Raw genomic sequence first — 21,874 nt, forward strand, 5'->3', positions numbered from 1 at the left:
CCGGCGAGAACACGCTCCCGTAACGGGTCGGCGGCAAACACCCGCCACAAAGCGCACCAACCCGCCGGCCTGCAAGAGCAAAGCCTCAGGCCCCGACCAACAGCTCCTCGAGCGACTCCAGACTCTGCCGCGCGTACCCCTTCCACATCCACCCGAACACAGGCATGGCGAAGGAGGCGGCAGACGAGGTGGGGGTGACGTCCCACGACCAGGTGATCCGGGTGCCCGTGCCGGCGGGGGCGAAGGACCAGCGGCCGGCGACGTGACCGACCAGGAGCTTGAGCGGGCCGGAGAGCGGTGTGATCTCGTAGGAGAACGACGTCGGGGCGTCGATGGCCGTCAGGGTCTCACGCATCGTGGCGCCGTCGGCGAGGACGATCGTGCGGGTCTCGCCGGCGGAGCTCCAGTCGCCGGCCTGGTCGCGGACCTCGGCGATCGGGGTGATCGCGGCGTACCGACGACCGAAGATCCGCGGCAGCGGGGCGGGCAGGACGAGGTCGAGGGCCTTCTCGGGCTCCACCGGGACCGCTCGGGAGGACTCGAGGTGCAGCGCTTCTGGGTGCTGGGTCATGCCTACGAGCATGGCAGTAGCGTGATCGCCGTGGTTGAACAGATCGACATCGAGACACCGGACGGCACCGCCGAGGCCTATCTGGCCCGGCCCGAGGGGGAGCCGAAGGGCGGTGTTCTCGTCTACATGGACGCCATCGGTCTCCGGCCCCAGCTGGCCGAGATGATCGAGCGGGTCGCCTCCTGGGGCTACGTCGTGCTCGCGCCCAACGCGTTCTACCGCGACGGCAGCGTGGCCGAGCTGGCGCCGACCGCCGACCTGCGTGATCCCGCAGCCAGGGACGCGTTCTTCGCCAACGGTGCGATGGCCCGGGTCCGCGGCCTCACGGTGGCTCGGCTCGCGGCCGACATCCCGGCGTACGTCCAGACCCTCAGGTCGTACGTCTCGGGCCCCCTCGCGACCCACGGCTACTGCATGGGCGCGCGGATCGCGGTACGGACCGCGGGGCGGTTCCCCGACGAGTTCGTCGCGGTCGGCGGGTTCCACGGCGGCGGGCTGGCCACGACGGAGAAGGACTCACCGCACACCTGCATCGCCGGGACGAAGGCGGAGTACTACTTCGGGCATGCCGACCACGACCGCTCGATGACGCCGGAGAACGTCGCCGAGCTCGGCCGGGCGCTGGACGCCGCCGGGGTCGCCCACACGAACCTCATCTACCCCGACGCCCCGCACGGCTACACCATGGCGGACACCTCCTCCTATCAGGAGGCGGGAGCGAAGCGGCACTTCGCCGAGCTCGAGGCCCTCTACGCCCGTACGATGGCGTGATGGCGAAACCGGTGCTGGTCGTGATGGGTGTCTCGGGTTCGGGGAAGTCGACCATCGGGGCCGCGATCGCGGGCAGGCTGCGGGTTCCGTTCGAGGACGCCGACGACCTGCACCCGCAGGCCAACATCGACAAGATGACCGCCGGGATCGCGCTCGACGACGATGACCGCTACCCGTGGCTGGAAGCCGTCGGGGAGTGGCTCGCCAGGCACGCGGACCGCGGTGGGGTGATGAGCTGCTCGGCGCTGAAGCGGAAGTATCGCGACCAGCTCCGCCGGCACTGTGCGGAGGCGACCTTCCTCCACCTGGTGGGCACCCGCGAGGTGATCGCGAGACGTCAGGCGAGCCGACCGGGCCACTTCATGCCGGCCTCGCTCCTGGACAGCCAGTTCAACACGCTCGAGCCGCTCGAGGCGGACGAGGCGGGGTGCGCCATCGACGTCGACCAGCCGGTCGACGCGATCGTCGAGGAGTACGTGCGAGTCCTCGGCGAGTGACGCCGAGATGCGGCCGACACGCGCCCATCTCGGGTTGGGCACTGCGTGTCGGCCGCGGCCACACCCGGGTGAGGGACCAGCGGGTGGGCCCAGTTCGACGGTAACTCAGGATCCCCCCTGAGGTACAGGGGCGATCGGCTATCGCTGCAGGTCAGAGCGTAAAAAGACGTCCGGGACCTCGGACGCCTTCGCGGTGAACTCCGGGTTGCGCTTCTCCAGGAACGCCGCGACTCCCTCCTTGCCGTCGCCGATCGAGGCGTAGAACATCGCCAGCGAGTCGGTGAGGTGGGCCTCGAGCGGGTGGCGTGCGGAGGCGTTGCGGGTGATCAGCTGCCGGACGAGGGCGGTGCCGACCGGCGACCGGTTCTGGGTGAATTTGCGGGCCAGCTCGAAGGCGGCGGGCAGCAGCTCGTCGGGCAGGTGGATGCTGCGGACCAGCCCACCGTCGAGGGCCTGGTCGGGATCGAGGATCTCGGCGGTGTAGAGCCACTCCAGCGCCCGGGGGATGCCCACGACGCGCGGCAGGAAGTAGGACGAGCAGGCCTCGGGGACGATGCCGAGCTTGCCGAAGACGAAGCCGATCTTCGCCTTGGAGGAGGCCAGCCGCGCGTCCATCGCGCACAGCATCGTCGCGCCGATCCCGACCGCCGGGCCGTTGACCGCGGCGATCACCGGCTTGGGGAGCGCGTGGATGGCGAGGGTGACCTTGCCGCCGGTGTCGCGTACGCCGTCGGCGTACTCGGGGTGCTTGGCCGGGTCGGCGAGGTGCTCGGCGAGCTTCTCCGGCGTGGGGTGCAGCGACTCGTCGAGACCGAACACGTTGCCCTCGGCCGAGAGGTCCATCCCCGCGCAGAAGGCCCGCCCGGCGCCGGTCACGATCACCGCGCGCACCTCGTCGGCCATCGCGTCGGTGGTGAAGACCTCCTCCAGCTCGCGCGCCATCGTCACCGTGAACGAGTTGAGCGCGTCGGGGCGGTTGAGGGTCAGGAGCGCGATGCCGTCGGCGTCCACGTCGAAGGTCAAGGTCTCGTAAGCCATGGGTCACAGTCTGTATCGACGGCGTTCGTCTACGGAAGGCCGGGTCTGCGTACTGTCGAAAGTCAGTACATCCGGCGCAGGGCGGCAATTACCGTGGTGAGCGTGAGTCTGCTGCGCCGGCCCCGCCTATGGGAGTCGATCCTTTCGGGACTGCTCGTCGTGGCGGTCGCCGCCGAGCACCTCTACATGAGCGGTGCCGGTCACCCGCAGTGGTCCGGCTGGTCGGCACTCGTGGGCATCGTCGGCGTCGCCGTCGCGATGTGCGTGCGGCGAGCGCATCCTGCGCTCGCGGTCGCCATCGTGTGTGCACTGGTCGGTGGCACGGTGGTCGCCAACGACGGCTGGATCCTGATCAGCTACGTCGCGTTCGCGGCCCTGGTGAGCTTCCTCGTCGGCAGATGGGCTGACCAGGTGTGGCCGTCGGCCCTCGTGGTGGCGGTCGCCGTCGTGACGCTGAGCGTGCTGGACGCCGTCGTCAACGGCGGCGGGGTGCAGGTCGCGATGGCCGGCAACATGATCATCTTCATGGCGCTGCCGTGGCTCAGCGGCCGCTACCTGCGTCAGGTCGCTCGGCACCACTCGACCGAGATCGAGCAGGCCCAGCTCACCGAGCGCGCCCGGATCGCCCAGGAGATGCACGACTCGCTGGGGCACGAGCTCAGCCTGATCGCGCTGCGCGCCGGTGCGCTCGAGGTGGCGCCGGGTCTCTCTGGGCCCCACCAGAAGGCGGCCGGCGACATCCGCGCGGCCGCTGCCGGTGCCACCGAACGGCTCGGTGAGATCGTGGGCGTCCTGCGGCCCGCCGCCGAGGACGCGCCGCTGGCCCCCGCTGCGGACGGGATCGGCGGCCTGATCGAGCGCGCGCGTGAGTCCGGGATGGACGTACGCCTCATCGGCTCGCTCGACGAGGGCGCCGCCCCGGTGCGAGATGCGGCCGCGCACCGGATCGTGCAGGAGGCGCTCACGAACGCCGCCCGGCACGCTCCGGGATCGGCGGTGACGGTCTCGGTCGAGGAGCGCGAGCCCGACGGCGTACGTCTCTCGGTGAGCAACGGCCGCGCGACCCTGCCGCCGCGAGCCGGCACGACGACCGGGCTGGGCCTGGCCGGGCTCGAGGAGGCGGCCCGCGCCGCCGGCGGCACGCTGCGTCACGGCCCCACGACGGGCGGAGGCTTCGAGGTGGTCGCCGACCTGCCGGCTCGCCACCGGTCTGAGGTCGTCCTGTGATCCGGGTGCTGCTCGCCGACGACGAGGCGATGGTGCGGGCCGGCGTCCGCGCGATCCTGGAGACCGACGAGGCGATCGAGGTCGTCGCGGAGGCCGCAGACGGGCGCGCGGCGGTCGATGCCGCCCAGCGACACCGGCCCGACGTGGCGCTGCTCGACGTCAGGATGCCGCGGATGGACGGTCTGGCGGCCGCCGCCGAGATCGCCCGGACTGCCCCGGAGACCGCGCGGGTCATGCTGACCACCTTCTCCGAGGACGCCTACATCGCCCGAGCGCTCGGCGACGGCGCCAGCGGGTTCCTGCTCAAGTCGGGCGACCCGCGCGAGCTGCTCGCGGGCGTGCACGCGGTCGCCGACGGTGCCGCCTTCCTGTCCCCACGCGTCGCCCAGCGGGTCATCGCCGAGATCGGTGCCGGAGCCGGCGACCGGATGTCCCGGGCCGCCGATGCCCGGGCCAAGGTCGCCGCGCTCACCGACCGTGAGCGTGACGTGATGGCGCTGGTCGGCGCGGGGCTCTCCAACGCCGAGATCGGCCGCCGGCTCCACCTCGTGGAGGGGACCGTGAAGGCCTATCTGAGCAGCGCCTTCGGTCGGCTCGGCGTACGCAACCGGGTGCAGGCAGCGGTCCTCGCCCACGAGGCAGGGCTCGTGAGCGAGGACCAAGCGACCCGGTGATCGAGCCCCGCTCCGGTGGTCGAGCTTGTCGAGACCTCAGGCGTCGCGCCGGCGGAGCACCAGGTAGCCGGCCAGCAGCGTGACCACCGACCAGGCGGCGAGCAGCCCGAGGCCGCCGGTGCCGTCGTAGGGGATCCCGTCGTCGAGACCGAAGAGGGTCGCGATCCCGATGCCGAGATACTCCGTGCCCGCTGTCCCCGGCAGGTAGTAGGACACATCGGTCATCAGGTCCATCCCGCTCATCATCAGCACCATCGGCAGCAGGAAGAGCGCCAGGAAGGCCACGACCAGCGCCCCCGCCGTGCTGCGCAGACCGACCGCCAGCCCGATGGCCAGCGCGACGACGACACCCAGGTAGACGCTGACCTTCCCGGCCACCGTGGCCACCGCGGAGAGGTCGAAGACGCCGTAGTCACCCGCGGTCAGGTAGCCGAGCCCCGCGCCCAGGAGGGCGAGGAGCGCGCCGGCGACCAGCGCGACCACCTCGACCACGACGAGCTTGGCGACCAGCACCCGGCCACGCCGGGGCTCGCACTGCAGCGTGGTGCGCATGCTGCCGGAGGCGTACTCCGAGGTCACCGTCAGCAGGGCCAGCGCGATCAGCGCGAACTGGGTGAACAGCAGCCCCGCGGTGGCGACGTCCTCGACGTGGAGCAGCTGGTCGGCGTGGGACATGTCCGGGTTGGGCTCGGCGGCGTCAAAGCCGAGCGGGACCGAGTAGAGCGCCATCAGCGCGGCCGCGCCGATCAGGCACCACCAGGTCGAGCGGACCGACCAGAGCTTGGTCCATTCGGACGAGATCGCGGCAAGCATCAGGCCACCTCCCCGGCGTACTCGACGCTTCCCGCGGTCAGCCGGAAGTAGGCCTCTTCCAGCGAGGAGTGTCCGGCGAGGAACGAGGCCATCGAGGCGTCCGCGAGCAGCCGCCCGCGGCCGAGGACGACCAGGTGGTCGGCGGTCTGCTGCATCTCGCTCATCAGGTGGCTGGAGACGAGGACCGTACGCCCCTCCGCGGCCAGCGACCTCAGCAGCCTGCGGATCCACAGCACCCCGTCGGGGTCGAGCCCGTTGACCGGCTCGTCGAAGAGCATCACCCGTGGGTCGCCGAGCAGCACCCCCGCGATCCCGAGCCGCTGGCTCATCCCCAGCGAGAGGCTCCCCGCCCGCCGCCGGGCCACCCCGGCCAGGCCGACCCGTTCGAGCACCTCGTCGACCCGGGCCACCGGGATCGAGTTGCTCCGCGCCATCGCCACCAGATGCGTACGCACCCTCCGTCCCGGGTGCACGGCACGAGCGTCCAGCAGCGCACCGACCTCGCGCAGCGGCCGCTGCAGCGTGGCGTAGGGGCGGCCGTCGATGGTGGCGGTCCCCGACGTCGGCCGGTCCAGGCCGAGGATCATCCGCATCGTGGTGGACTTGCCGGCGCCGTTCGGGCCGAGGAAGCCGGTGACCCGGCCGGGCTGTATCCGCAGGGAGAGATCGTCGACCGCGGTGGTCGCGCCGTATCTCTTGGTCAGGTGGTCCAAAGTGATCATGCGTCGAACCTAGGGACGTACGCAGCCGGCGACAGTGGACGAAAAGCAGCCGTCCCTACCGACGAAAGTCGGTAGGGACGGCTTGCGAAGGTGCAGACTCAGCCGGTGATGCTCTTCGGCAGACCGGTCGGGGTGCAGATGTCGGTCGGCATCTGGTCGACGGTGTCGTCCTTGATGTGACCGAACATGGTCAGGGCGTCCTCCTTGTTCCAGTGGACGCTCATGTCGGAGATCGGAACACCGCAGGTCATCGCCGAGCCGCCGGCGAGGGCCTTGAACGCCCAGGCGAACTTCGCGCCGCCGATGACGCTCATACCCTTGCCGACCTTGACGCCCTCGGCGCCCTTGCCCATCTCGGCCAGCTTGAACGGGTTGAGCACGGTCGCGGGGTTGGTCATCTTCTTCCCGATGCCGGAGATGACCTCGGTCTGGTTGACGCCTCGCGCCAGGTCGCCGGTGCTCTCCACGTGACGCGAACGGGCGTAGGCCAGGGCGGTCGCGCCGTCGACGTCCTGGCAGCCCTTCTTGATGTCCAGGCCGGCCAGCTTGTCCTTCATGTCCTGCTTCGGGCAGATCCTGACGCCACCGACGCCGTCGACCAGCCGGGCGAGGCCACCCATACCGATCTCGACGTAGCCGTCGATGCGTACGCCGGTGTTCTGCTCGATCGTCTGGGTCAGCAGCTCGGGGCCGCCGTAGGCGAAGGCCGCGTTGATCTTGGTCGTGCCGTGGCCGGGGATCGGCACCAGCGAGTCACGAGGGATCGTGACCACGATCGTCTTCCCGGCGCCGGTGTGCAGCAGCTTGATGGTGTCGGTGCGGCTGCCGGCGGCGTCGCCGGTGTGCAGCTTCTTCTTCTCCTCGGCGGTCAGGCCCTCGCGGGAGTCGCTGGCGACGATGAGGTAGGTCGTGCCGGGCTGGTCCGCGGGACGCTCGCCGGCGGTCGGCACGTAGGGGACCTTGTCGACCTTGTTCCAGGCGCTGATGCCGATCCACGCCACCGCGCCGACCAGGATCAGGACCGGGATCATCACGATGGCGACGAAGGTACGGAACGGGTGGCGCTTCTTGGGCCGCGGCCGGCGGCCCCCGCGACCACCGCCGTAACCGTCGCCCGGACCCCCGTAGCCGCCGTTGCCGCCGCCGTACTCGCTCGGCTGGCTCCAGCCCTGGTTGTAGCCCTGGTCATAGCCCTGGTTGCCGTAGCCCTGGTTGCCGTAGCCGCCCTGACCGGGCGTGGGCGCGATCTGACCCGGCTGCGGCAGCGGTCGGTCATAGCCGCCACGCGGCGGCGCCGGAGGTGGCGAGCCGGCGGAGGGGCGCCGTACGGTCGGCATGACGTTGGTGGGCTCCGGTCCGGAGCCCTGAGCAGGCTGGCCATTGCCGTACGCCCAGCCGTACTGCTGCGACCGGGGATCGTTCGGGTTGCCAGGAGAGCGGGGGTTTGGCATGCGCTCAAACGTACCGTGCCGGGCGACTAGAGTTGGTCGGCGCGTCGAACCACTCTGTTACGTGTGTGACTAGTGATACTGGCGATGCAAACTCTTCACCCGAGGGACCTGAGATGGCTGACCAGACCTACCGGCCTCAGCGTACGGCCGCCGAGCGCGCCTCCCGCGTGCGGTTCCGCCGTGCCATGGCGCTGCTGCTGATCACGCTGCTCCTGCCGGGATCCGCGCAGCTCGTCGCCGGCAACCGCCGGGTCGGCCGGATCGCGATCTGGACCGTCATCGGTCTCGCGGTCACCGGCGGACTGGTCTTCGGGATCTCCCTGCTGTGGCACGGCCTGATCTTCCGGCTCGGCACCACCCCGTGGCTGCTGGGTCTCTTCCGCATCGGCCTCATCGCCGGAGCCATCGCCTGGGCCGCCCTCTTCGTGGACGCCTGGCGCCTGGGTCGCCCGCTCGAGCTCGAGCTCAAGCAGCGCCGCGTCGTGGTCGCGATCAACGGCGCGCTGGCCTTCTCCGTCGCCGCGACCCTGCTCTTCGGTGCCCACCTGGTCGGCGTGCACAAGGGCATGGTCGAGGCGATCTTCGCCGGCGCGGAGGCCGCCGAGGCCCACAACGGCCGCTTCAACGTCCTGCTGGCCGGTGCCGACTCCGACGGCGGGAAGACCCGCTGGGGCCTGCGCCCCGACTCGCTCACGGTCGCCTCGATCGACGCGGTCACCGGTCGCACCGTCCTCATCGGCCTGCCGCGCAACATGCAGAAGTTCACCTTCGCCGACGGCTCCCCGATGGACAAGAAGTTCCCGCGCGGCTTCGACTGCGACGGGTGCTACCTCAACGGCGTGAGCACCTGGGCGGAGGACCACAAGGAGCTCTACAAGGGCGAGGACCACCCCGGCATGGCCGCCACGGTCGACGCCGTCGAGGGCATCACCGACCTGCAGATCAGCTACTACGCGATCGTCGACCTCAACGGCTTCCAGGAGATCGTGGACGCCATCGGGGGAGTCACCCTGAACGTACGCCAGCCGATCCCGGTCGGCCTCCCCTCCGACAAGTTCTACACACACATCCAGCCAGGGGTGAAGAAGCTCGACGGCTGGGAGACCCTCTGGTACGCCCGGGCCCGTCACGACTCCGACGACTACTCCCGGATGGCCCGCCAGAAGTGCGTCCTGAACGCGATCCTGCAGCAGACCAGCCCGGCCGACGTCGTACGCCACTACCAGGACGTCGCGAAGGCGACCGGCTCCACGATCACCACCACGATCCCGCCGGGCGAGATCGAGCGGTTCTCGGCGCTGGCGCTGAAGGCGAAGTCGCAGAAGATCTCGACGCTCTCGCTGGTGCCGCCGCTGGTCGACACCGCCGACCCGAACATGTCCGACATCCACGCCGAGGTGCGCAAGGCGGTGAAGAAGGCGACTCCGAAGAAGGAGGAGGTCTTCGCCTCGCCCAGCACCGGCGACGACGGAGAGACCAAGGCGCCGGCGGCGGGGAACAAGCCCAAGGCCTCCGGCGACTCCGACAAGAGCGGTCCCGTCACCGGCGGCTCCCTGGGCTCGCGCAACAAGGGTTACCAGGCCAACGCGACCGACGACCTCGCCTCGGCGTGCTGAACGGCGTGTTGAACAGCGTGTTAACGAGGCGTCACGGCGACTCGCTGATTCCCGGGATACCCCGCGGTCGCGGCTAGTCTGGATCCGTGCCAGGGAGCAATCGTGTCGCCGCCGTCGTGGTGACCTTCAACCGTCTCGAGCTGCTGCAGCGACTGCTGGAGCGGCTCGACGTGGTCGACGGCCTCGACGAGGTGATCGTCATCGACAACGCCTCCACCGACGGTACGTCGCAGTGGCTCGCCGGGCTCGACGGCGCCGAGGAGCCGGGTCAGCGCCAGGTCCCGGTGCTCGCCCGCACCCTGGAGCGCAACAGCGGTGGCGCCGGCGGCTTCCACGACGGCCTGGAGCTGGCGATCGAGCGCGGCGCCGACCTGGTCTGGCTGATGGACGACGACGGCCTGCCCGACGCCGACTGCCTGGCGCTGCTGCTCAAGCAGACCGATCTCGACTTCTGGGGCCCGCTCGTCGTCGACGAGGACGACCCCGGCCGCCTGGTCTTCCCGATCCGGCTCCCGGGCCGCTCCAAGGTCGTGCACCGGCTCGCCGACGTCGAGGCGGCCGCCACCGACGGCCTGATCAAGGACATCGTGATCCCGTTCAACGGGGTCCTGGTCACCCGCGACCTGGTGGAGCGGATCGGCTACCCCCGGGCGGAGTACTTCATCTGGGGCGACGACCACGAATACCGCCTCCGAGCCGAGCAGGCCGGGGCCCGGATCGCGACCGTCGTCGGCGCTCAGGTGCGCCACCCGGCCGTGGGCGACCTCGGGACCCCGATGGCGTGGGGGAAGGCGACGTACAACCACACGCCCAGCGACCTGAAGCACTACTGCATGGCGCGCAACAACCTGCTCAACCTGCGCGACTACCGAGGGTGGCCCTTCGCTTTGGCTTTCGTGGCGAAGACTCTATGGTTCTACCTGCTCACCAAGCCGCAGCCGAGCCGCATCCGGCTGTCGGTCCAGGCGTGGTGGGCGGCTGTCCGGGGGGACTTCAGTGGACACGAGAGGTTCCTTCGTTGAGCACCACCCGTGAGACGGTCGCGATCGTCGTCGTCACCTACAACCGCGCCGACATGCTGCGCGGGCTGCTCGACGGGCTCACCAAGCTCGACCAGCCCGCCGATGCCGTGATCGTGGTGAACAATGCCTCCACGGACCACACCGCGCAGGTCCTCGCCGAGGCGGTCACGCCCAACCTCCAGGTCATCGACAGCCCGGAGAACCTCGGCGGCGCCGGCGGCTTCCACCTCGGCACCAAGGCCGCGGTCGAGCAGGGCTGGGACCGGCTCTACCTGATCGACGACGACGTCGTCCCGGCCCACGACTGCCTCGCGGTGCTGCTCGCCCAGGACGAGGACTGCCTCTTCTCGGTGCGCGAGGACCGCAACGGCGACCTGATCGAGCTGGCCGCGCTGAAGTTCGACCTGCGCAACCCGCTCGCGATCAAGCCCAAGACCGCCGCGGTCATGGACACCTACCCGACCCGCGCCGCCATGCCCGAGCGGGTTCCGGTGGAGAACGTCGCCTTCGAGGGCTTCATGATCCGCCGCACCGTCCTGGAGGAGATCGGCCTCCCCGACCCCTCCTACTTCATCTTCTACGACGACGTGGATCTCGCGATCCGCGCCCGTCGCTCCGGCCGCACCATCTGGGCCGTACGCGACGCGGTGCTCGTGCGACAGCTCGACTTCAGCCAGCAGCACGACCTGGCCGGCTGGAAGGGCTTCTACATGTACCGCAACCTCTTCGTCGTCCACCTCCGCTACGGCGAGAACGTCCTCGTGCGTCTCAAGCCCTGGCTCATCACCGCGGCTGTGGTCCTCCTCAGCCCGTTGCGAGGCGGCAAGCACGAAGCCGTCAACGTGATCAAGGCCCTGCGCGCCGCGCGGGGTATGCGCACCGTCCCCACCTCCTCCTGACCGACCCCTTACCCACAGAGACCTAGACTGAGCGATCGTGTCCTCCCCTGAAACCACTCCTGACCTCGTCATCGTCGGCTCCGGCCTGTTCGGCCTGACCATCGCCGAGCGCGCCGCCTCCGAGCTGGACAAGAAGGTGCTCATCATCGAGCGCCGTCCCCACATCGGTGGCAACGCCTACTCCGAGTTCGACGAGGAGACCGGCATCGAGGTGCACAAGTACGGCACCCACCTCTTCCACACCTCCAACGAGAAGGTGTGGGACTACGTGCGGAAGTTCACCGACTTCACCGACTACAAGCACAAGGTCTTCGGGAAGTACAAGGGGCAGGTCTACTCCCTGCCGATGAACCTGGCGCTGATCAACCAGTTCTTCGGGAAGTCGCACACCCCCGACGAGGCGCGCGCGCTGATCGCCGAGCAGGCCAGCGAGTTCAAGACCGAGGACGCCCAGAACCTCGAGGAGAAGGCGATCTCGCTGATCGGCCGCCCGCTCTACGAGGCCTTCATCAAGGGCTACACCGCCAAGCAGTGGGAGAAGGACCCCAAGGAGCTGTCGCCCGACATCATCACGCGCCTCCCGGTCCGCTACACCTTCGACAACCGCTACTTCAACGACAAGTACGAGGGTCTCCCGGTCGACGGCTACACCGCGTGGCTGGAGCGGATGGCCGACCACCCGAACATCACGGTCATGCTCGACACCGACTTCTTCACCGTCGTCGACGACTACAAGGGCAAGGTCCCGATCGTCTACACCGGTCCGGTCGACGAATACTTCGGCTTCTCCGCCGGCAAGCTCTCCTGGCGCACCGTGGACCTCGAGTCCGAGATCCTCGACGTGGACGACTACCAGGGCACCGGCGTGGTGAACGCCAACGACCCCGAGGTCCCGTTCACCCGTGAGCTCGAGTTCAAGCACCTCCACCCCGAGCGTGCCGACCGCTACAAGCCCGGCAAGACCGTCCTCGTGCGGGAGTACAGCCGCTTCGCCCAGGAGGGCGACGAGCCGTACTACCCGATCAACACCGCCGACAACCGCGAGAAGATCCTGGTCTACCGCGACCTGGCCAAGAAGGAGCCGATGGTGCTCTTCGGCGGCCGCCTCGGCACCTACAAGTACCTGGACATGCACATGGCGATCGCGTCCGCGCTCACCATGTTCGAGAACAAGCTCCGTCCCCACTTCGAGGACGGCACCCCGCTCACCTCCGGAGGCGTTGACGAATGAGCGTGACCCGACTGCTCCAGCGGCAGATCCTGCCCCTGGACCGTGACTCCGACGTACTCCCGCTCTACGTCGACAACCAGGCTGCCATCCTCGACGCCGACAAGTACGAGGTCGGCTCCGACAAGACGGCCCAGGCGCTGAACAACGCCCAGATCCGCCAGTCGATCAACGACGGCACCCAGATCCACCCCGACCAGATCGAGTCGCGTACGGCGCTGCGGATCCTGAAGAGCGAGCGGCTCTCGCTCGGCACCTACTTCAACGCGTTCCCGGCCAGCTACTGGCGCCGGCACACCGTGGTCGACAACGTGAAGCTGACCGTCTCGCTCCAGGGCCGTGGCGCCAGCGTGATCGTCTACAAGTCGATGGCCAACGGCCGCTCCCAGCGCGTCGACGCCGCCGACACCGGCACCAACCCCGAGGGCACCTTCACCTTCGACCTGCCGCTGAAGCCGTTCGTCGACGGCGGCTGGTACTGGTACGACGTCGTCGCCTCCGACGAAGACGCCGTCATCACCTCAGCCGAGTGGACCGCGGAGGTCCCCGACGACCGTGCCGAGCACGGCACCGTCGACATCTGCGTCACCACGATGAACAAGCCCGACTTCTGCGCCAAGCTGCTCGCGCAGATGGGTGAGGACGAGCAGCTGCGCCCCTACCTCGACACCGTCTTCGTGATGGAGCAGGGCACCAAGAAGGTCGTCGACGACGTCGAGTTCCCGGCGGCGGAGAAGGCCCTCGGCGACCTGCTGCACATCATCGAGCAGGGCAACCTCGGCGGCTCCGGCGGCTACGCGCGTGGTCAGCTCGAGTCGCTGCGCAAGGGCACCGCGACGTACGCGCTGATGATGGACGACGACGTCGTCTGCGAGCCCGAGGGCATCATCCGCGCGATCACCTTCGGTGACCTCGCCAAGCGGCCGACCATCGTCGGCGGCCACATGTTCTCGCTCTACGCCAAGTCGCGCCTGCACTCCTACGGCGAGATCGTCCAGCCGTGGCGGTTCTGGTGGCAGTCGGCTCCGGGCGTCTACGGCGACTGGGACTTCGGTGCGCGCAACCTGCGCTCGACCCGCTGGCTGCACAAGCGCGTCGACGTGGACTTCAACGGCTGGTTCATGTGCCTGATCCCGCGCAAGGTGATCGAGGAGATCGGGCTCTCGCTGCCGGTCTTCATCAAGTGGGACGACTCCGAGTACGGCCTGCGTGCGAAGGCGGCCGGCTTCCCGACCGTCTCCTTCCCGGGTGCGGCCGTGTGGCACGTCCCGTGGACCGACAAGAACGACGCCCTCGACTGGCAGTCCTACTTCCACCAGCGCAACCGCTTCGTCGCCGCGCTGCTGCACTCGATCTACGACGACGGTGGCCGGATGGTCACCGAGTCGTTCTCCCACCAGATCAAGCACCTGGTCTCGATGCAGTACTCGACGGTCCTGCTGCGCCACCAGGCGCTGCTCGACGTGCTCGCCGGCCCCGAGAAGCTCCACGAGACCCTCGCGACCCAGCTTCCGGCCGTACGCGAGATGGTCAAGGACTTCCCGGACGCTCAGCTCAAGGCCGACCGTGACGAGTTCCCGCCGGTGCGCCGCCACAAGCCGCCGCGCAAGGGCAAGGAGGACACCGAGGTCCCGACCAACCGCGAGGTCAAGCTGGCCGCGCTCAAGGCGCCGATCCGGCAGCTCATGAAGCCGCGCAAGCTCTCCATGGAGTTCCCCGAGGCGGAGCTCGCCGCGATGGACAACCAGTGGTACCGAATCACCAAGTACGACAGCGCCATCGTGTCGATGAACGACCAGCAGGGCGCTGCGTTCTACCGCCGCGACAAGAAGCTCTTCAACCAGATGCTGAAGGACACCATCAAGGTGCACCGCCGGCTCAAGCGCCAGTGGCCCAAGCTGGCCGAGGAGTACCGCTCGAAGCTGAGCGACTTCACCTCGCCCGAGGCCTGGGAGAAGACGTTCGAACCGTGGAAGGAGACCGATGGCAACCGGAGTTGAGGAACGTCCCGTACGGATCGTCGACGCGCCGCTGGCACCTCCCGCTGAGAACCTCGGGCTGCTCTCGGTCTTCAAGCGCCGCTACCTCCTCAAGCTGCTCGTGCAGCGCGAGATCAGCGGTCGCTACTCCAACTCGATGCTGGGCGTCTTCTGGTCCTACATCAACCCGCTGACGCAGTTCCTCGTCTACTGGCTCTTCATGGGCAAGATCATGGGCGCCGACCACGGGATGGACAACTACCCGGTCCACCTCTTCGCCGGGCTCGTCATCGTCCACTTCTTCACCGAGACCTTCGGGGCCGGGACGCGTTCCCTGCTCGGCAACAAGGGCCTGCTGAAGAAGATGGCGATGCCGAAGGAGATGTTCCCGGTCGCCTCGATGCTGGTCTCGCTCTACCACCTGGTGCCGGCAGCGCTGATCCTCCTGGTCGTCTGCGTGTTCAGCGGATGGCAGCCGTCCTGGGAGACGATCCCGTCGTTGCTGCTGGCGCTTGGCATCGTGATGGCGCTGGGCACCGCCCTGGCGCTGATCTTCAGCCTGGCCAACGTCTTCTTCCGCGACTTCGGCAGCGTGGTCAACATCGTGACCAACTACATCCGGTTCGGCGTCCCGATGATGTATCCGTTCTCGATGATCCAGGATGCGCTCGGGGACAAATCCTGGATCTACCTGCTCAACCCGATCGCGGACGCGGTGCTGCTCTTCCAGCAGGCTTTCTGGGTCGGGGTGACCCCGAACCCGGAGGCGACCGCGACCAAGCACCTGCCCGAGAACCTGTGGGTCTTCGGTCTGGTGGCGTTCGGCGCCTCGCTGGTCATCCTGGTGATCGCCCAGCTGATCTTCAGCAAGCACGAGAACAAGATTCCGGAGCGTCTGACATGAGCGCCGACTCGATCGTGGTGGACGGGGTCACCAAGAACTTCACGCTCCGCTACCACCGCAGCATCAAGGACATCACGGTCGCCAAGATCAAGGGCCAGGCCGTCTCCAACACCTTCAAGGCGCTGGACGACATCAGCTTCACGATCAAGCAGGGCGAGTCGGTCGGCCTGATGGGCCTCAACGGCTCGGGCAAGTCGACGCTGCTCAAGCTGATCAGCGGCGTCATGCGCCCCGACCAGGGTGTCGTGAAGACGCGCGGCCAGATCGCCGGCCTGATCGCGACGGGTGCGGGCTTCCACCCGCAGCTGTCCGGACGGGAGAACATCTTCCTCAACGCGGCGATCTACGGCCTCTCCGAGGACGAGACCGCGGCGATCTACGACGACGTGGTGAGGTTCGCCGAGCTCGGCGACCACCTCAACTCGCCGGTCGGCAACTACTCCTCGGGGCAGTACTCGCGCCTGGGGTTCTCCGTCGCCGTCCACATCGACTCCGACATCTTCCTCGCCGACGAGGTTCTCGCCGTCGGTGACAAGCCCTTCAAGAAGAAGTGCATGGAGAAGATGGAGGAGATCCGCGACAGCGGCCGCACCGTGGTCTACGTCAGCCACGCCGCCGGCTCGGTCAAGCGGATGTGTGACCGCGTCATCTGCCTGGAGAAGGGCCGCCTGGTCTTCGACGGCGACGTCGACGAAGGCATCGAGTATCTCCACTACGGTGAGGACGACGCCAAGGGGTCGGCCAAGCTCAAGCAGCTCGAGGCTGCCGACAGCGCCCTCGGCGCAGAGGTCTGAGCCTGCGACCCGGGCGACGAAGTCGCCCGGGTCGCAACGCGAAGAGATCGAGCGAGTGCAGCGGGTGAGCCTGCGAACCCGCGAAGCGGGTCGAGATCCGGGTTTGCGCGGCTGAGCCGCGGGCTGAATTACAGGTTTGTAGTTCTTCGCGGGCTCTTCCGTCCTCTGTGGCTGATGTGAAAGATGTTCCCTGGTGTTACGGAACCAGGGGGATCCACGCATGATTTCGCAGGCCGGGCAACGGGAGTCGAGTGACGTTCAGCGAGCTCGGTCCCGCTATGTCGCCTCGACCCAGCAGCTGCTCGTGCTCGGGGTCGTCCTGGCCGCGCTGGTGCCGGCGAGCACCGTCGTCGACCTGAAGGTGGTCCGGCCCGGGGACGCCGCGATCTCCGGGAGCGAGGTGGTCGCGCAGTCGGCGGCGCAGGTGCCCACCGACCCCGTGGACGCCCACCTGGAGGAGATATCGCTCACCGCGCCTCTCGCCAAGGGCCGTCAGTCCGGGCGCGGAGTCATCGGCCGGCTCACCGCACAGGCCGAGAAGGCCACCTCGCGCGGCGACACGGTGACCGTCACCAGCCTCCCGCAGCCGGTGCACGGCTTCGGGACGGTCGGGCTCACCTGGGCGCCCGGTGCGGATGTGCCGGAGGAGGCGGTCGGGGCCGACGTACGCACGCTGGAGGCCGGAACCTGGAGCGAGTGGCAGGCGATGGACGTCCATCTCGACGACCATGCTCCCGACCCGGGCTCCGCGGAGGCCGATGGGGTGCGTCCGGGCACCATGGAGGCCGTCGTCGGCGAGGTCGACGAGGTGCAGACCAGGCTGCGGCTGACCGGTGCGCAGGTGCCGGCCGACCTGAGGCTGGCGGTGATCACCCCCGGCGAGGCGGAGTCGACGCGCAGCGAGTCTCCCGAGATCGAGACCGGAGCCGACGACACGCCGGAGCGGGCCCGGGGTGCCGAGGACGCCGGGAGCGCCGAGCAGGGACAGGCGGCGACACTGTCGGCTGCTGCGTACACTGCCAAACCCAGCATCTACAGCCGCCGTCAGTGGGGCGCCGACGAGAGCGTGCGCGAGCCCGGCCCACCCGACTACAACGAGGTCCGCGGCGGGTTCGTGCACCACACCGTCAACACCAACTCCTACACCCGGGACCAGGTGCCCGGGATCATCCGGAGCATCTACCTCTACCACGTGCAGAGCCGTGGCTGGCGCGACATCGGCTACAACTTCCTGATCGACAAGTTCGGCCGGATCTGGGAGGGCCGCTACGGCGGTGTCGACCGCCCCGTCGTGGGTGCCCACACCTCGGGTTACAACAGCTACAGCTTCGGCGCGTCCGCGATCGGCAACTTCGACAACGTCGCGCCCTCCAGCGAGCTGGTCAACGCGTTCGGCACACTCTTCGCCTGGAAGCTGTCGCTGCACGGAGTCCGGGGCGACCAGGGCTCGACCAGGATCGGCGATCACACCTTCGCGCACGCGATCATGGGCCACCGTGACGCCGGTTCCACCGCGTGTCCGGGACGCTACCTCTACGCCAAGCTGAGCACGATCCGCTCGCAGGCCGGGTCGAAGCAGGCCGGCTGGGCCGCACGCGAGCTGCAGTCGCAGATCAGCGGTCGCGGCTACCCCGACCTCGTCGCCCGGCGCGCCGGCGACAAGCGGATCGTCGTGATCCGCACCGACGGCACAGCCCACTTCGGTACGCCGCGGGCGACCAATCTGATCGGCGGCACCTCGGCCACGCTGATGAATGCCGGTGACTGGGACCGCGACGGTGACGGCGACATCCTGATCCGCCACACCGACGGCACGATCCGGGTCAACCGGGGCAACGGCACCGAGACGTTCGCCAGCGGCGTCATCATCGGGCGCCACTTCGAGTCCCTCGCGGTCATCGACGTCGTCAGCGACATCACCGGAGACGGCTGGCCCGACATCGTGGGCAAGCACCCCACCGGCGAGATCCGGGTCTGGCCCGGTCACGGGACCAACGCGCTGGGCGCCTCCTACCGGATGCGCAGCGCGGTGAGCGGCTCGACCCAGGTCATCGGCGCGGGCCGGTTCTATGCCGACGACGGCTCGCCCGAGGTGATCTTCAAGGTCTCCGACAAGCTGCTGATCTTCCGCACCAACGGCCCCGGCGGTCTGACCACCTACTCCGACCCCGGCATCGACACCAGCGCCTTCGACTTCATGCTCGCGACCAAGGATCTGCGCGGCGCCTCCACCGGCGGCGACCTGCTGCTGCGCCGCAGGTCCGACGGGATGTGGTTCGGCTACGAGCACAACCAGAGCGGCGGCTGGGACCGGAAGACCCAGATGGGCGTCGTGCGCGGTTACGACCAGTTCGGATAGCGGCAAATCCGAAAATCCTTCTCGACGAAAGTCGTCCGCTGTCCATCGCTGTTATCGCGGTGATTCTGCGGGTTTTCATGGACAGCACACGTGGCATATGCCTAATGTGTTTTGCAGCGAGTCTGCGACAAAGGGGGACGCAGCGCGCTTCTCCGCTGACGGAGTCTCGCATTTCTAGGGTTTCTCGGGGACTTAGAAAGGAGGCTGTTCATGTCTGATCCGGGTATCATCGATGCGATCATCCAGGCGGTGATCGACATTCTGAACATGCTGTAGCCCGTCCACGACGCCTTGAGGAGCTGCGGGCGGCGCCTGCGATCGGCTACTGCTTCCGGGCAGCCCAGTCCCACCCTGGGCTGCAGGGTCGCCACTCCGCGCAACCTACAGCGCGCCTATTCGGTGTCAGTTCCGGATTACGAATCCGGAGCTGACACCGCTTTATTTCTTGGCCGAATCGGTTGATACATCAAGTGATATTTCGTCTGTCGGGCGGTGCGGCGGCTGCGTTATCCGTGATATCGGCGATCACTTTCGGCAATATCAAGACATCACGACGAGTGATCCGAGGATTGTGTTGCGCGCTCGCTCGAGGCGACGGCCGCCAAACGGTCCTCGGTCGCATTGACGATCAACACCAGCGAGCCGCCTCCGGCGAGCAGACCGGCCAGAAGCTCGGCGCCTTCCGGGGAGGCCGGCGGGACGGTCGAGAGCAGCCGAGCGGTCTTTCCGCCGCCTCCGAACAGCTCTGCGTGGCTGGTCTCGGCGCCGGACCAGGAGGTCGCCGCATCGTCCGCGGCCGGCGGGTCCACGGGGATGAACCCGTCGGGCTGCCCCCAGACCTCGATGCCGACGTCGTGGACGCCCTGGGGGAGCGGGTCGGTGAAACGTACGCCGAACGGCAGCAGGGAGCAGGCCAGCGTCGGCCGCTTCCCGGCGCCCTCCGCCCAGGTCTCCAGGGTCTCGGGGCCGCACACGACGGCGTCAGGGCTCTCCGAGTCGGTCACCACGAGCCCGGTGTTCCAGGCGGCACCGAGGAACACCGTGGCCAGCCAATGGGCCGGCAGATCGATCCGGATGCTGTCGCCGCGCTCGAGACCGTGCTCGTCGACGAGCAGGCCGGAGGCCTTGGCCACCCAGTTGGCGTACGTCGTGGTCGACAGCTCCTGGCGCTCGCCACTGGCTTCGTCGTAGAACGTCACGAAGGGACCGCCGGGGTTGGTCCGCAGGGCTCGGGCGAGGGTCTCGGGAAAGCTGGTCACCCCGAAACTCTAAGGTGTGCCGCATGAGCGAGCGCCAGCGAGCGACCAGCGGGTCCATCATGCCGCCACTTCCGTATTCTTCGACTTGCCCTACGGAGGTGGCGGCATGACGTTCTGGGCAGTGATCCCCGCCGGCGGCGCAGGCACGCGGCTGTGGCCGCTCTCGCGCTCCTCGGAGCCGAAGTTCCTGCGTGACCTCACCGGCCATGGACGTACGCTTCTGCAGGAGACCTACGACCGGCTCGAGCCCGTCTCGGACGGCATCATGGTCGTGACCGGCGCGGTCCACGAGCGAGCGGTGTGCGAGCAGCTGCCGGAGGTGTCGCACGATGCGATCCTGGCCGAGCCGAGCGGACGCGACTCGATGGCCGCGATCGGCCTGGCCGCGGCCTTCCTGGAGCGGCGCGACCCGGACGCGGTGATGGGCTCCTTCGCCGCCGACCACGTGATCCGCAACGTCGACAACTTCCACGAGACCGTACGCAGCGCCGCGGCGATCGCCGCGGACGGCTGGCTGGTGACGATCGGCATCTCGCCGACCTTCGCCTCGACCGCGTTCGGCTACATCGCCGAAGGGAAGCCGTTGGACGGCCACCCCGGCGCCTACCTGGTCGACGAGTTCGTCGAGAAGCCGTCGGCCGAGGTCGCCGCCGGTTATCTCGCGACCGGCCGCTACCGCTGGAACGCGGGGATGTTCGTGGTCCGTCCCACCGTCCTCCTCGACCTGCTCGCGGAGTCGGACCCCGGCTTCACCGAGCGGCTGCGGGCCATCGCCGCCGAGCCCTCGCGGCTCGAGGAGCTGTGGGAGACGCTGCCGAAGATCGCGGTCGACCATGCGGTCGCCGAGCCCGCCGCGGCAGCCGGCAAGGTGGCCACGGTGCCCGCGGACCTCGGCTGGGACGACATCGGCGACTTCGACTCGCTGGCGACGCTGCTCCAGGCCGCCACGGCCGCCTCGCCGGAGGGCCCGACGATCCTCGGCGACGACAGCCTCGTCCACGCCCTCGACTCCACCGGCCTGGTGGTGCCCCACTCCGGCCGCACGATCGCCCTCATCGGCCTCGAGGACATCGTCGTCGTCGACACCGACGACGCCGTCCTGGTCACCACTCGCAGCCATGCCCAGCAGGTCAAGAAGATCGTCGCCGCCCTCAAGGACTCCGACCGCGGCGATCTGACCTGAAATGCCGAGTCGGCGCATCCGCCCCCTCTCGCTCGCTTCGCTTCGCGAGGCACGGGGGCAGATGCGCCGACTCGGCAGGGCCTCACATGGCCTGGGCCTCGGGGCTGGCGGTGTAGGGGTACTTCTTCATGAAGTCCTTGATCGCCTCGCCGGAGACGCCTGCGCAGTACTGGAAGACACCCTTCTGGGTGGACGCCTCGGTCGGGTTGGCCGGGTCGGCGGTCCAGTGCGTCAGGGCGATGTGGGTGCCCGAGGGGAACTCGGTCTTCTTGTCGCCGGCGACAGCGGTCTCCTTGGCGTCGGCAGCGGTCCACGGGGCGGCGATGAACTTGTAGCGGAAGTTCGAGGTGCCGGAGAACTTCTTGCCGATGGCGCGGAGCAGGTCCTGCTCGTCCTTGGAGACGGTCTCGTCGTACCACACGATCGTGTAGCCGTGCTCGAGGTTGTGCACCAGCGCCTCGAGCTCCGGACGGTCGGCGGCGGTGTAGAACTTGCGCGACATGTCGGCCGGGGCGACGTTGGCCTCGTTCCAGTGCGGACCGAACGCCGGGGGAGCGGTGGTGTAGGTCTGCTGGGTGCCGGTGGCGATGTGGTTCTGGTTGCCGTCGGCAGCCATCTCGGTCACCTTCTGGCAGCCGGCGGCCTTGGGGCTCTTGCCGATGTCCTGCAGCGCGACCTCGTTGTATTCACGGTCCTTGAAGAAGCCGGTGATCGGGCCCCATGCGGCGGCACCCACGATCACGAGGGCGATGACGACGCAGACACCGACGATCGCCGCACCACGGACGCGCTCTGCGCGGCCCTGCTTCTTACGGATGTCGTTGATGACCGCTTTGCGGTCTTTGCTGAGCGACTTGTTGGCCACTG

20 protein-coding genes are annotated in these 21,874 nt (G+C 68.6%); 13 read left to right on the top strand and 7 right to left on the bottom strand.

What is annotated here, in order from left to right; all coding sequences use genetic code 11:
* Positions 1-85: 85 nt before the first annotated feature.
* Entirely contained in the window at positions 86-571 is a 486-nt protein-coding gene (locus UG56_RS26165) for an SRPBCC family protein (protein WP_045550633.1), read from the bottom strand.
* Positions 572-601: 30 nt separating this feature from the next.
* On the opposite strand from UG56_RS26165, the gene UG56_RS26170 reads away from it, so the two are divergent.
* Positions 602-1,342, top strand: a complete 741-nt coding sequence (locus UG56_RS26170) for a dienelactone hydrolase family protein (RefSeq protein WP_045550634.1) — start codon at positions 602-604, stop codon at positions 1,340-1,342.
* Positions 1,342-1,839: a gluconokinase gene (locus UG56_RS26175; RefSeq protein WP_045550626.1), complete on the top strand. Its 498-nt coding sequence runs from the start codon at positions 1,342-1,344 to the stop codon at positions 1,837-1,839. Before UG56_RS26170 ends, UG56_RS26175 begins: the two co-directional genes overlap by 1 nt.
* A 138-nt stretch (positions 1,840-1,977) precedes the next feature.
* Here UG56_RS26175 and UG56_RS26180 read toward each other — a convergent pair whose 3' ends face one another.
* Complete coding sequence (locus tag UG56_RS26180; RefSeq protein ID WP_045550627.1) at positions 1,978-2,877, bottom strand: crotonase/enoyl-CoA hydratase family protein; 900 nt, start codon at positions 2,875-2,877, stop codon at positions 1,978-1,980.
* Positions 2,878-2,979: 102 nt separating this feature from the next.
* Between UG56_RS26180 and UG56_RS26185 the strand changes: the two genes are divergently transcribed.
* Together UG56_RS26185 and UG56_RS26190 are read left to right on the top strand one after the other, a co-directional pair.
* Positions 2,980-4,104 carry a sensor histidine kinase gene (locus UG56_RS26185; RefSeq protein ID WP_143055209.1) on the top strand — a complete coding sequence of 375 codons (1,125 nt, stop codon included), beginning with the start codon at positions 2,980-2,982 and terminating at the stop codon, positions 4,102-4,104.
* Entirely contained in the window at positions 4,101-4,778 is a 678-nt protein-coding gene (locus UG56_RS26190; protein ID WP_045549481.1) for a response regulator, read from the top strand. Before UG56_RS26185 ends, UG56_RS26190 begins: the two co-directional genes overlap by 4 nt.
* Positions 4,779-4,814: 36 nt before the next feature.
* Here UG56_RS26190 and UG56_RS26195 read toward each other — a convergent pair whose 3' ends face one another.
* The 3 genes from UG56_RS26195 to UG56_RS26205 form a co-directional block, all read right to left on the bottom strand.
* The gene (locus UG56_RS26195; RefSeq protein ID WP_045549482.1) at positions 4,815-5,591 is read right to left on the bottom strand and encodes an ABC transporter permease subunit; all 777 of its coding nucleotides are present in this window, start codon (positions 5,589-5,591) and stop codon (positions 4,815-4,817) included.
* On the bottom strand, positions 5,591-6,313 hold the full coding sequence (locus UG56_RS26200) for an ABC transporter ATP-binding protein (protein WP_045549483.1): 723 nt from the start codon (positions 6,311-6,313) through the stop codon (positions 5,591-5,593). Before UG56_RS26200 ends, UG56_RS26195 begins: the two co-directional genes overlap by 1 nt.
* Positions 6,314-6,411: 98 nt before the next feature.
* Positions 6,412-7,764: an LCP family protein gene (locus tag UG56_RS26205; protein WP_045549484.1), complete on the bottom strand. Its 1,353-nt coding sequence runs from the start codon at positions 7,762-7,764 to the stop codon at positions 6,412-6,414.
* Positions 7,765-7,877: 113 nt separating this feature from the next.
* Here UG56_RS26205 and UG56_RS26210 point away from each other — a divergent pair, with 113 nt between their 5' ends.
* From UG56_RS26210 to UG56_RS26245, 8 genes are all read left to right on the top strand, one after another.
* Positions 7,878-9,380, top strand: coding sequence for an LCP family protein (locus UG56_RS26210; protein WP_045549485.1), 1,503 nt, complete (start codon positions 7,878-7,880; stop codon positions 9,378-9,380).
* An 86-nt stretch (positions 9,381-9,466) separates the two neighbouring features.
* Positions 9,467-10,402 (top strand): glycosyltransferase, encoded by a 936-nt coding sequence (locus tag UG56_RS26215; protein ID WP_045549486.1) that lies wholly within the window; start codon positions 9,467-9,469, stop codon positions 10,400-10,402.
* Positions 10,399-11,301: a glycosyltransferase gene (locus UG56_RS26220; RefSeq protein ID WP_045549487.1), complete on the top strand. Its 903-nt coding sequence runs from the start codon at positions 10,399-10,401 to the stop codon at positions 11,299-11,301. Before UG56_RS26215 ends, UG56_RS26220 begins: the two co-directional genes overlap by 4 nt.
* Before the next feature lie 37 nt (positions 11,302-11,338).
* On the top strand, positions 11,339-12,532 hold the full coding sequence (glf, locus tag UG56_RS26225) for a UDP-galactopyranose mutase (RefSeq protein ID WP_045549488.1): 1,194 nt from the start codon (positions 11,339-11,341) through the stop codon (positions 12,530-12,532).
* Positions 12,529-14,529, top strand: a complete 2,001-nt coding sequence (locus tag UG56_RS26230) for a glycosyltransferase (RefSeq protein ID WP_045549489.1) — start codon at positions 12,529-12,531, stop codon at positions 14,527-14,529. The genes glf and UG56_RS26230 overlap by 4 nt, the downstream gene beginning before the upstream one ends.
* Positions 14,513-15,412 (top strand): ABC transporter permease, encoded by a 900-nt coding sequence (locus UG56_RS26235; RefSeq protein ID WP_052693708.1) that lies wholly within the window; start codon positions 14,513-14,515, stop codon positions 15,410-15,412. Before UG56_RS26230 ends, UG56_RS26235 begins: the two co-directional genes overlap by 17 nt.
* Positions 15,409-16,206 (top strand): ABC transporter ATP-binding protein, encoded by a 798-nt coding sequence (locus UG56_RS26240; RefSeq protein WP_045549490.1) that lies wholly within the window; start codon positions 15,409-15,411, stop codon positions 16,204-16,206. The genes UG56_RS26235 and UG56_RS26240 overlap by 4 nt, the downstream gene beginning before the upstream one ends.
* Before the next feature lie 220 nt (positions 16,207-16,426).
* The gene (locus tag UG56_RS26245; protein WP_143055210.1) at positions 16,427-18,565 is read left to right on the top strand and encodes an N-acetylmuramoyl-L-alanine amidase; all 2,139 of its coding nucleotides are present in this window, start codon (positions 16,427-16,429) and stop codon (positions 18,563-18,565) included.
* A 548-nt stretch (positions 18,566-19,113) separates the two neighbouring features.
* On the opposite strand, the gene UG56_RS26250 is transcribed toward UG56_RS26245, so the two are convergent.
* Positions 19,114-19,824, bottom strand: coding sequence for a TIGR03089 family protein (locus tag UG56_RS26250; protein ID WP_045549491.1), 711 nt, complete (start codon positions 19,822-19,824; stop codon positions 19,114-19,116).
* Between the two features lie 106 nt (positions 19,825-19,930).
* On the opposite strand from UG56_RS26250, the gene UG56_RS26255 reads away from it, so the two are divergent.
* On the top strand, positions 19,931-21,007 hold the full coding sequence (locus UG56_RS26255; protein WP_045549492.1) for a mannose-1-phosphate guanylyltransferase: 1,077 nt from the start codon (positions 19,931-19,933) through the stop codon (positions 21,005-21,007).
* 82 nt (positions 21,008-21,089) lie between these two features.
* On the opposite strand, the gene UG56_RS26260 is transcribed toward UG56_RS26255, so the two are convergent.
* On the bottom strand, positions 21,090-21,872 hold the full coding sequence (locus UG56_RS26260) for a DUF3105 domain-containing protein (protein ID WP_045549493.1): 783 nt from the start codon (positions 21,870-21,872) through the stop codon (positions 21,090-21,092).
* Positions 21,873-21,874 lie beyond the last annotated feature (2 nt).

It is taken from the genome of Nocardioides luteus (assembly GCF_000960475.2).
In the GTDB taxonomy this organism is placed as follows: domain Bacteria; phylum Actinomycetota; class Actinomycetes; order Propionibacteriales; family Nocardioidaceae; genus Nocardioides; species Nocardioides luteus_A.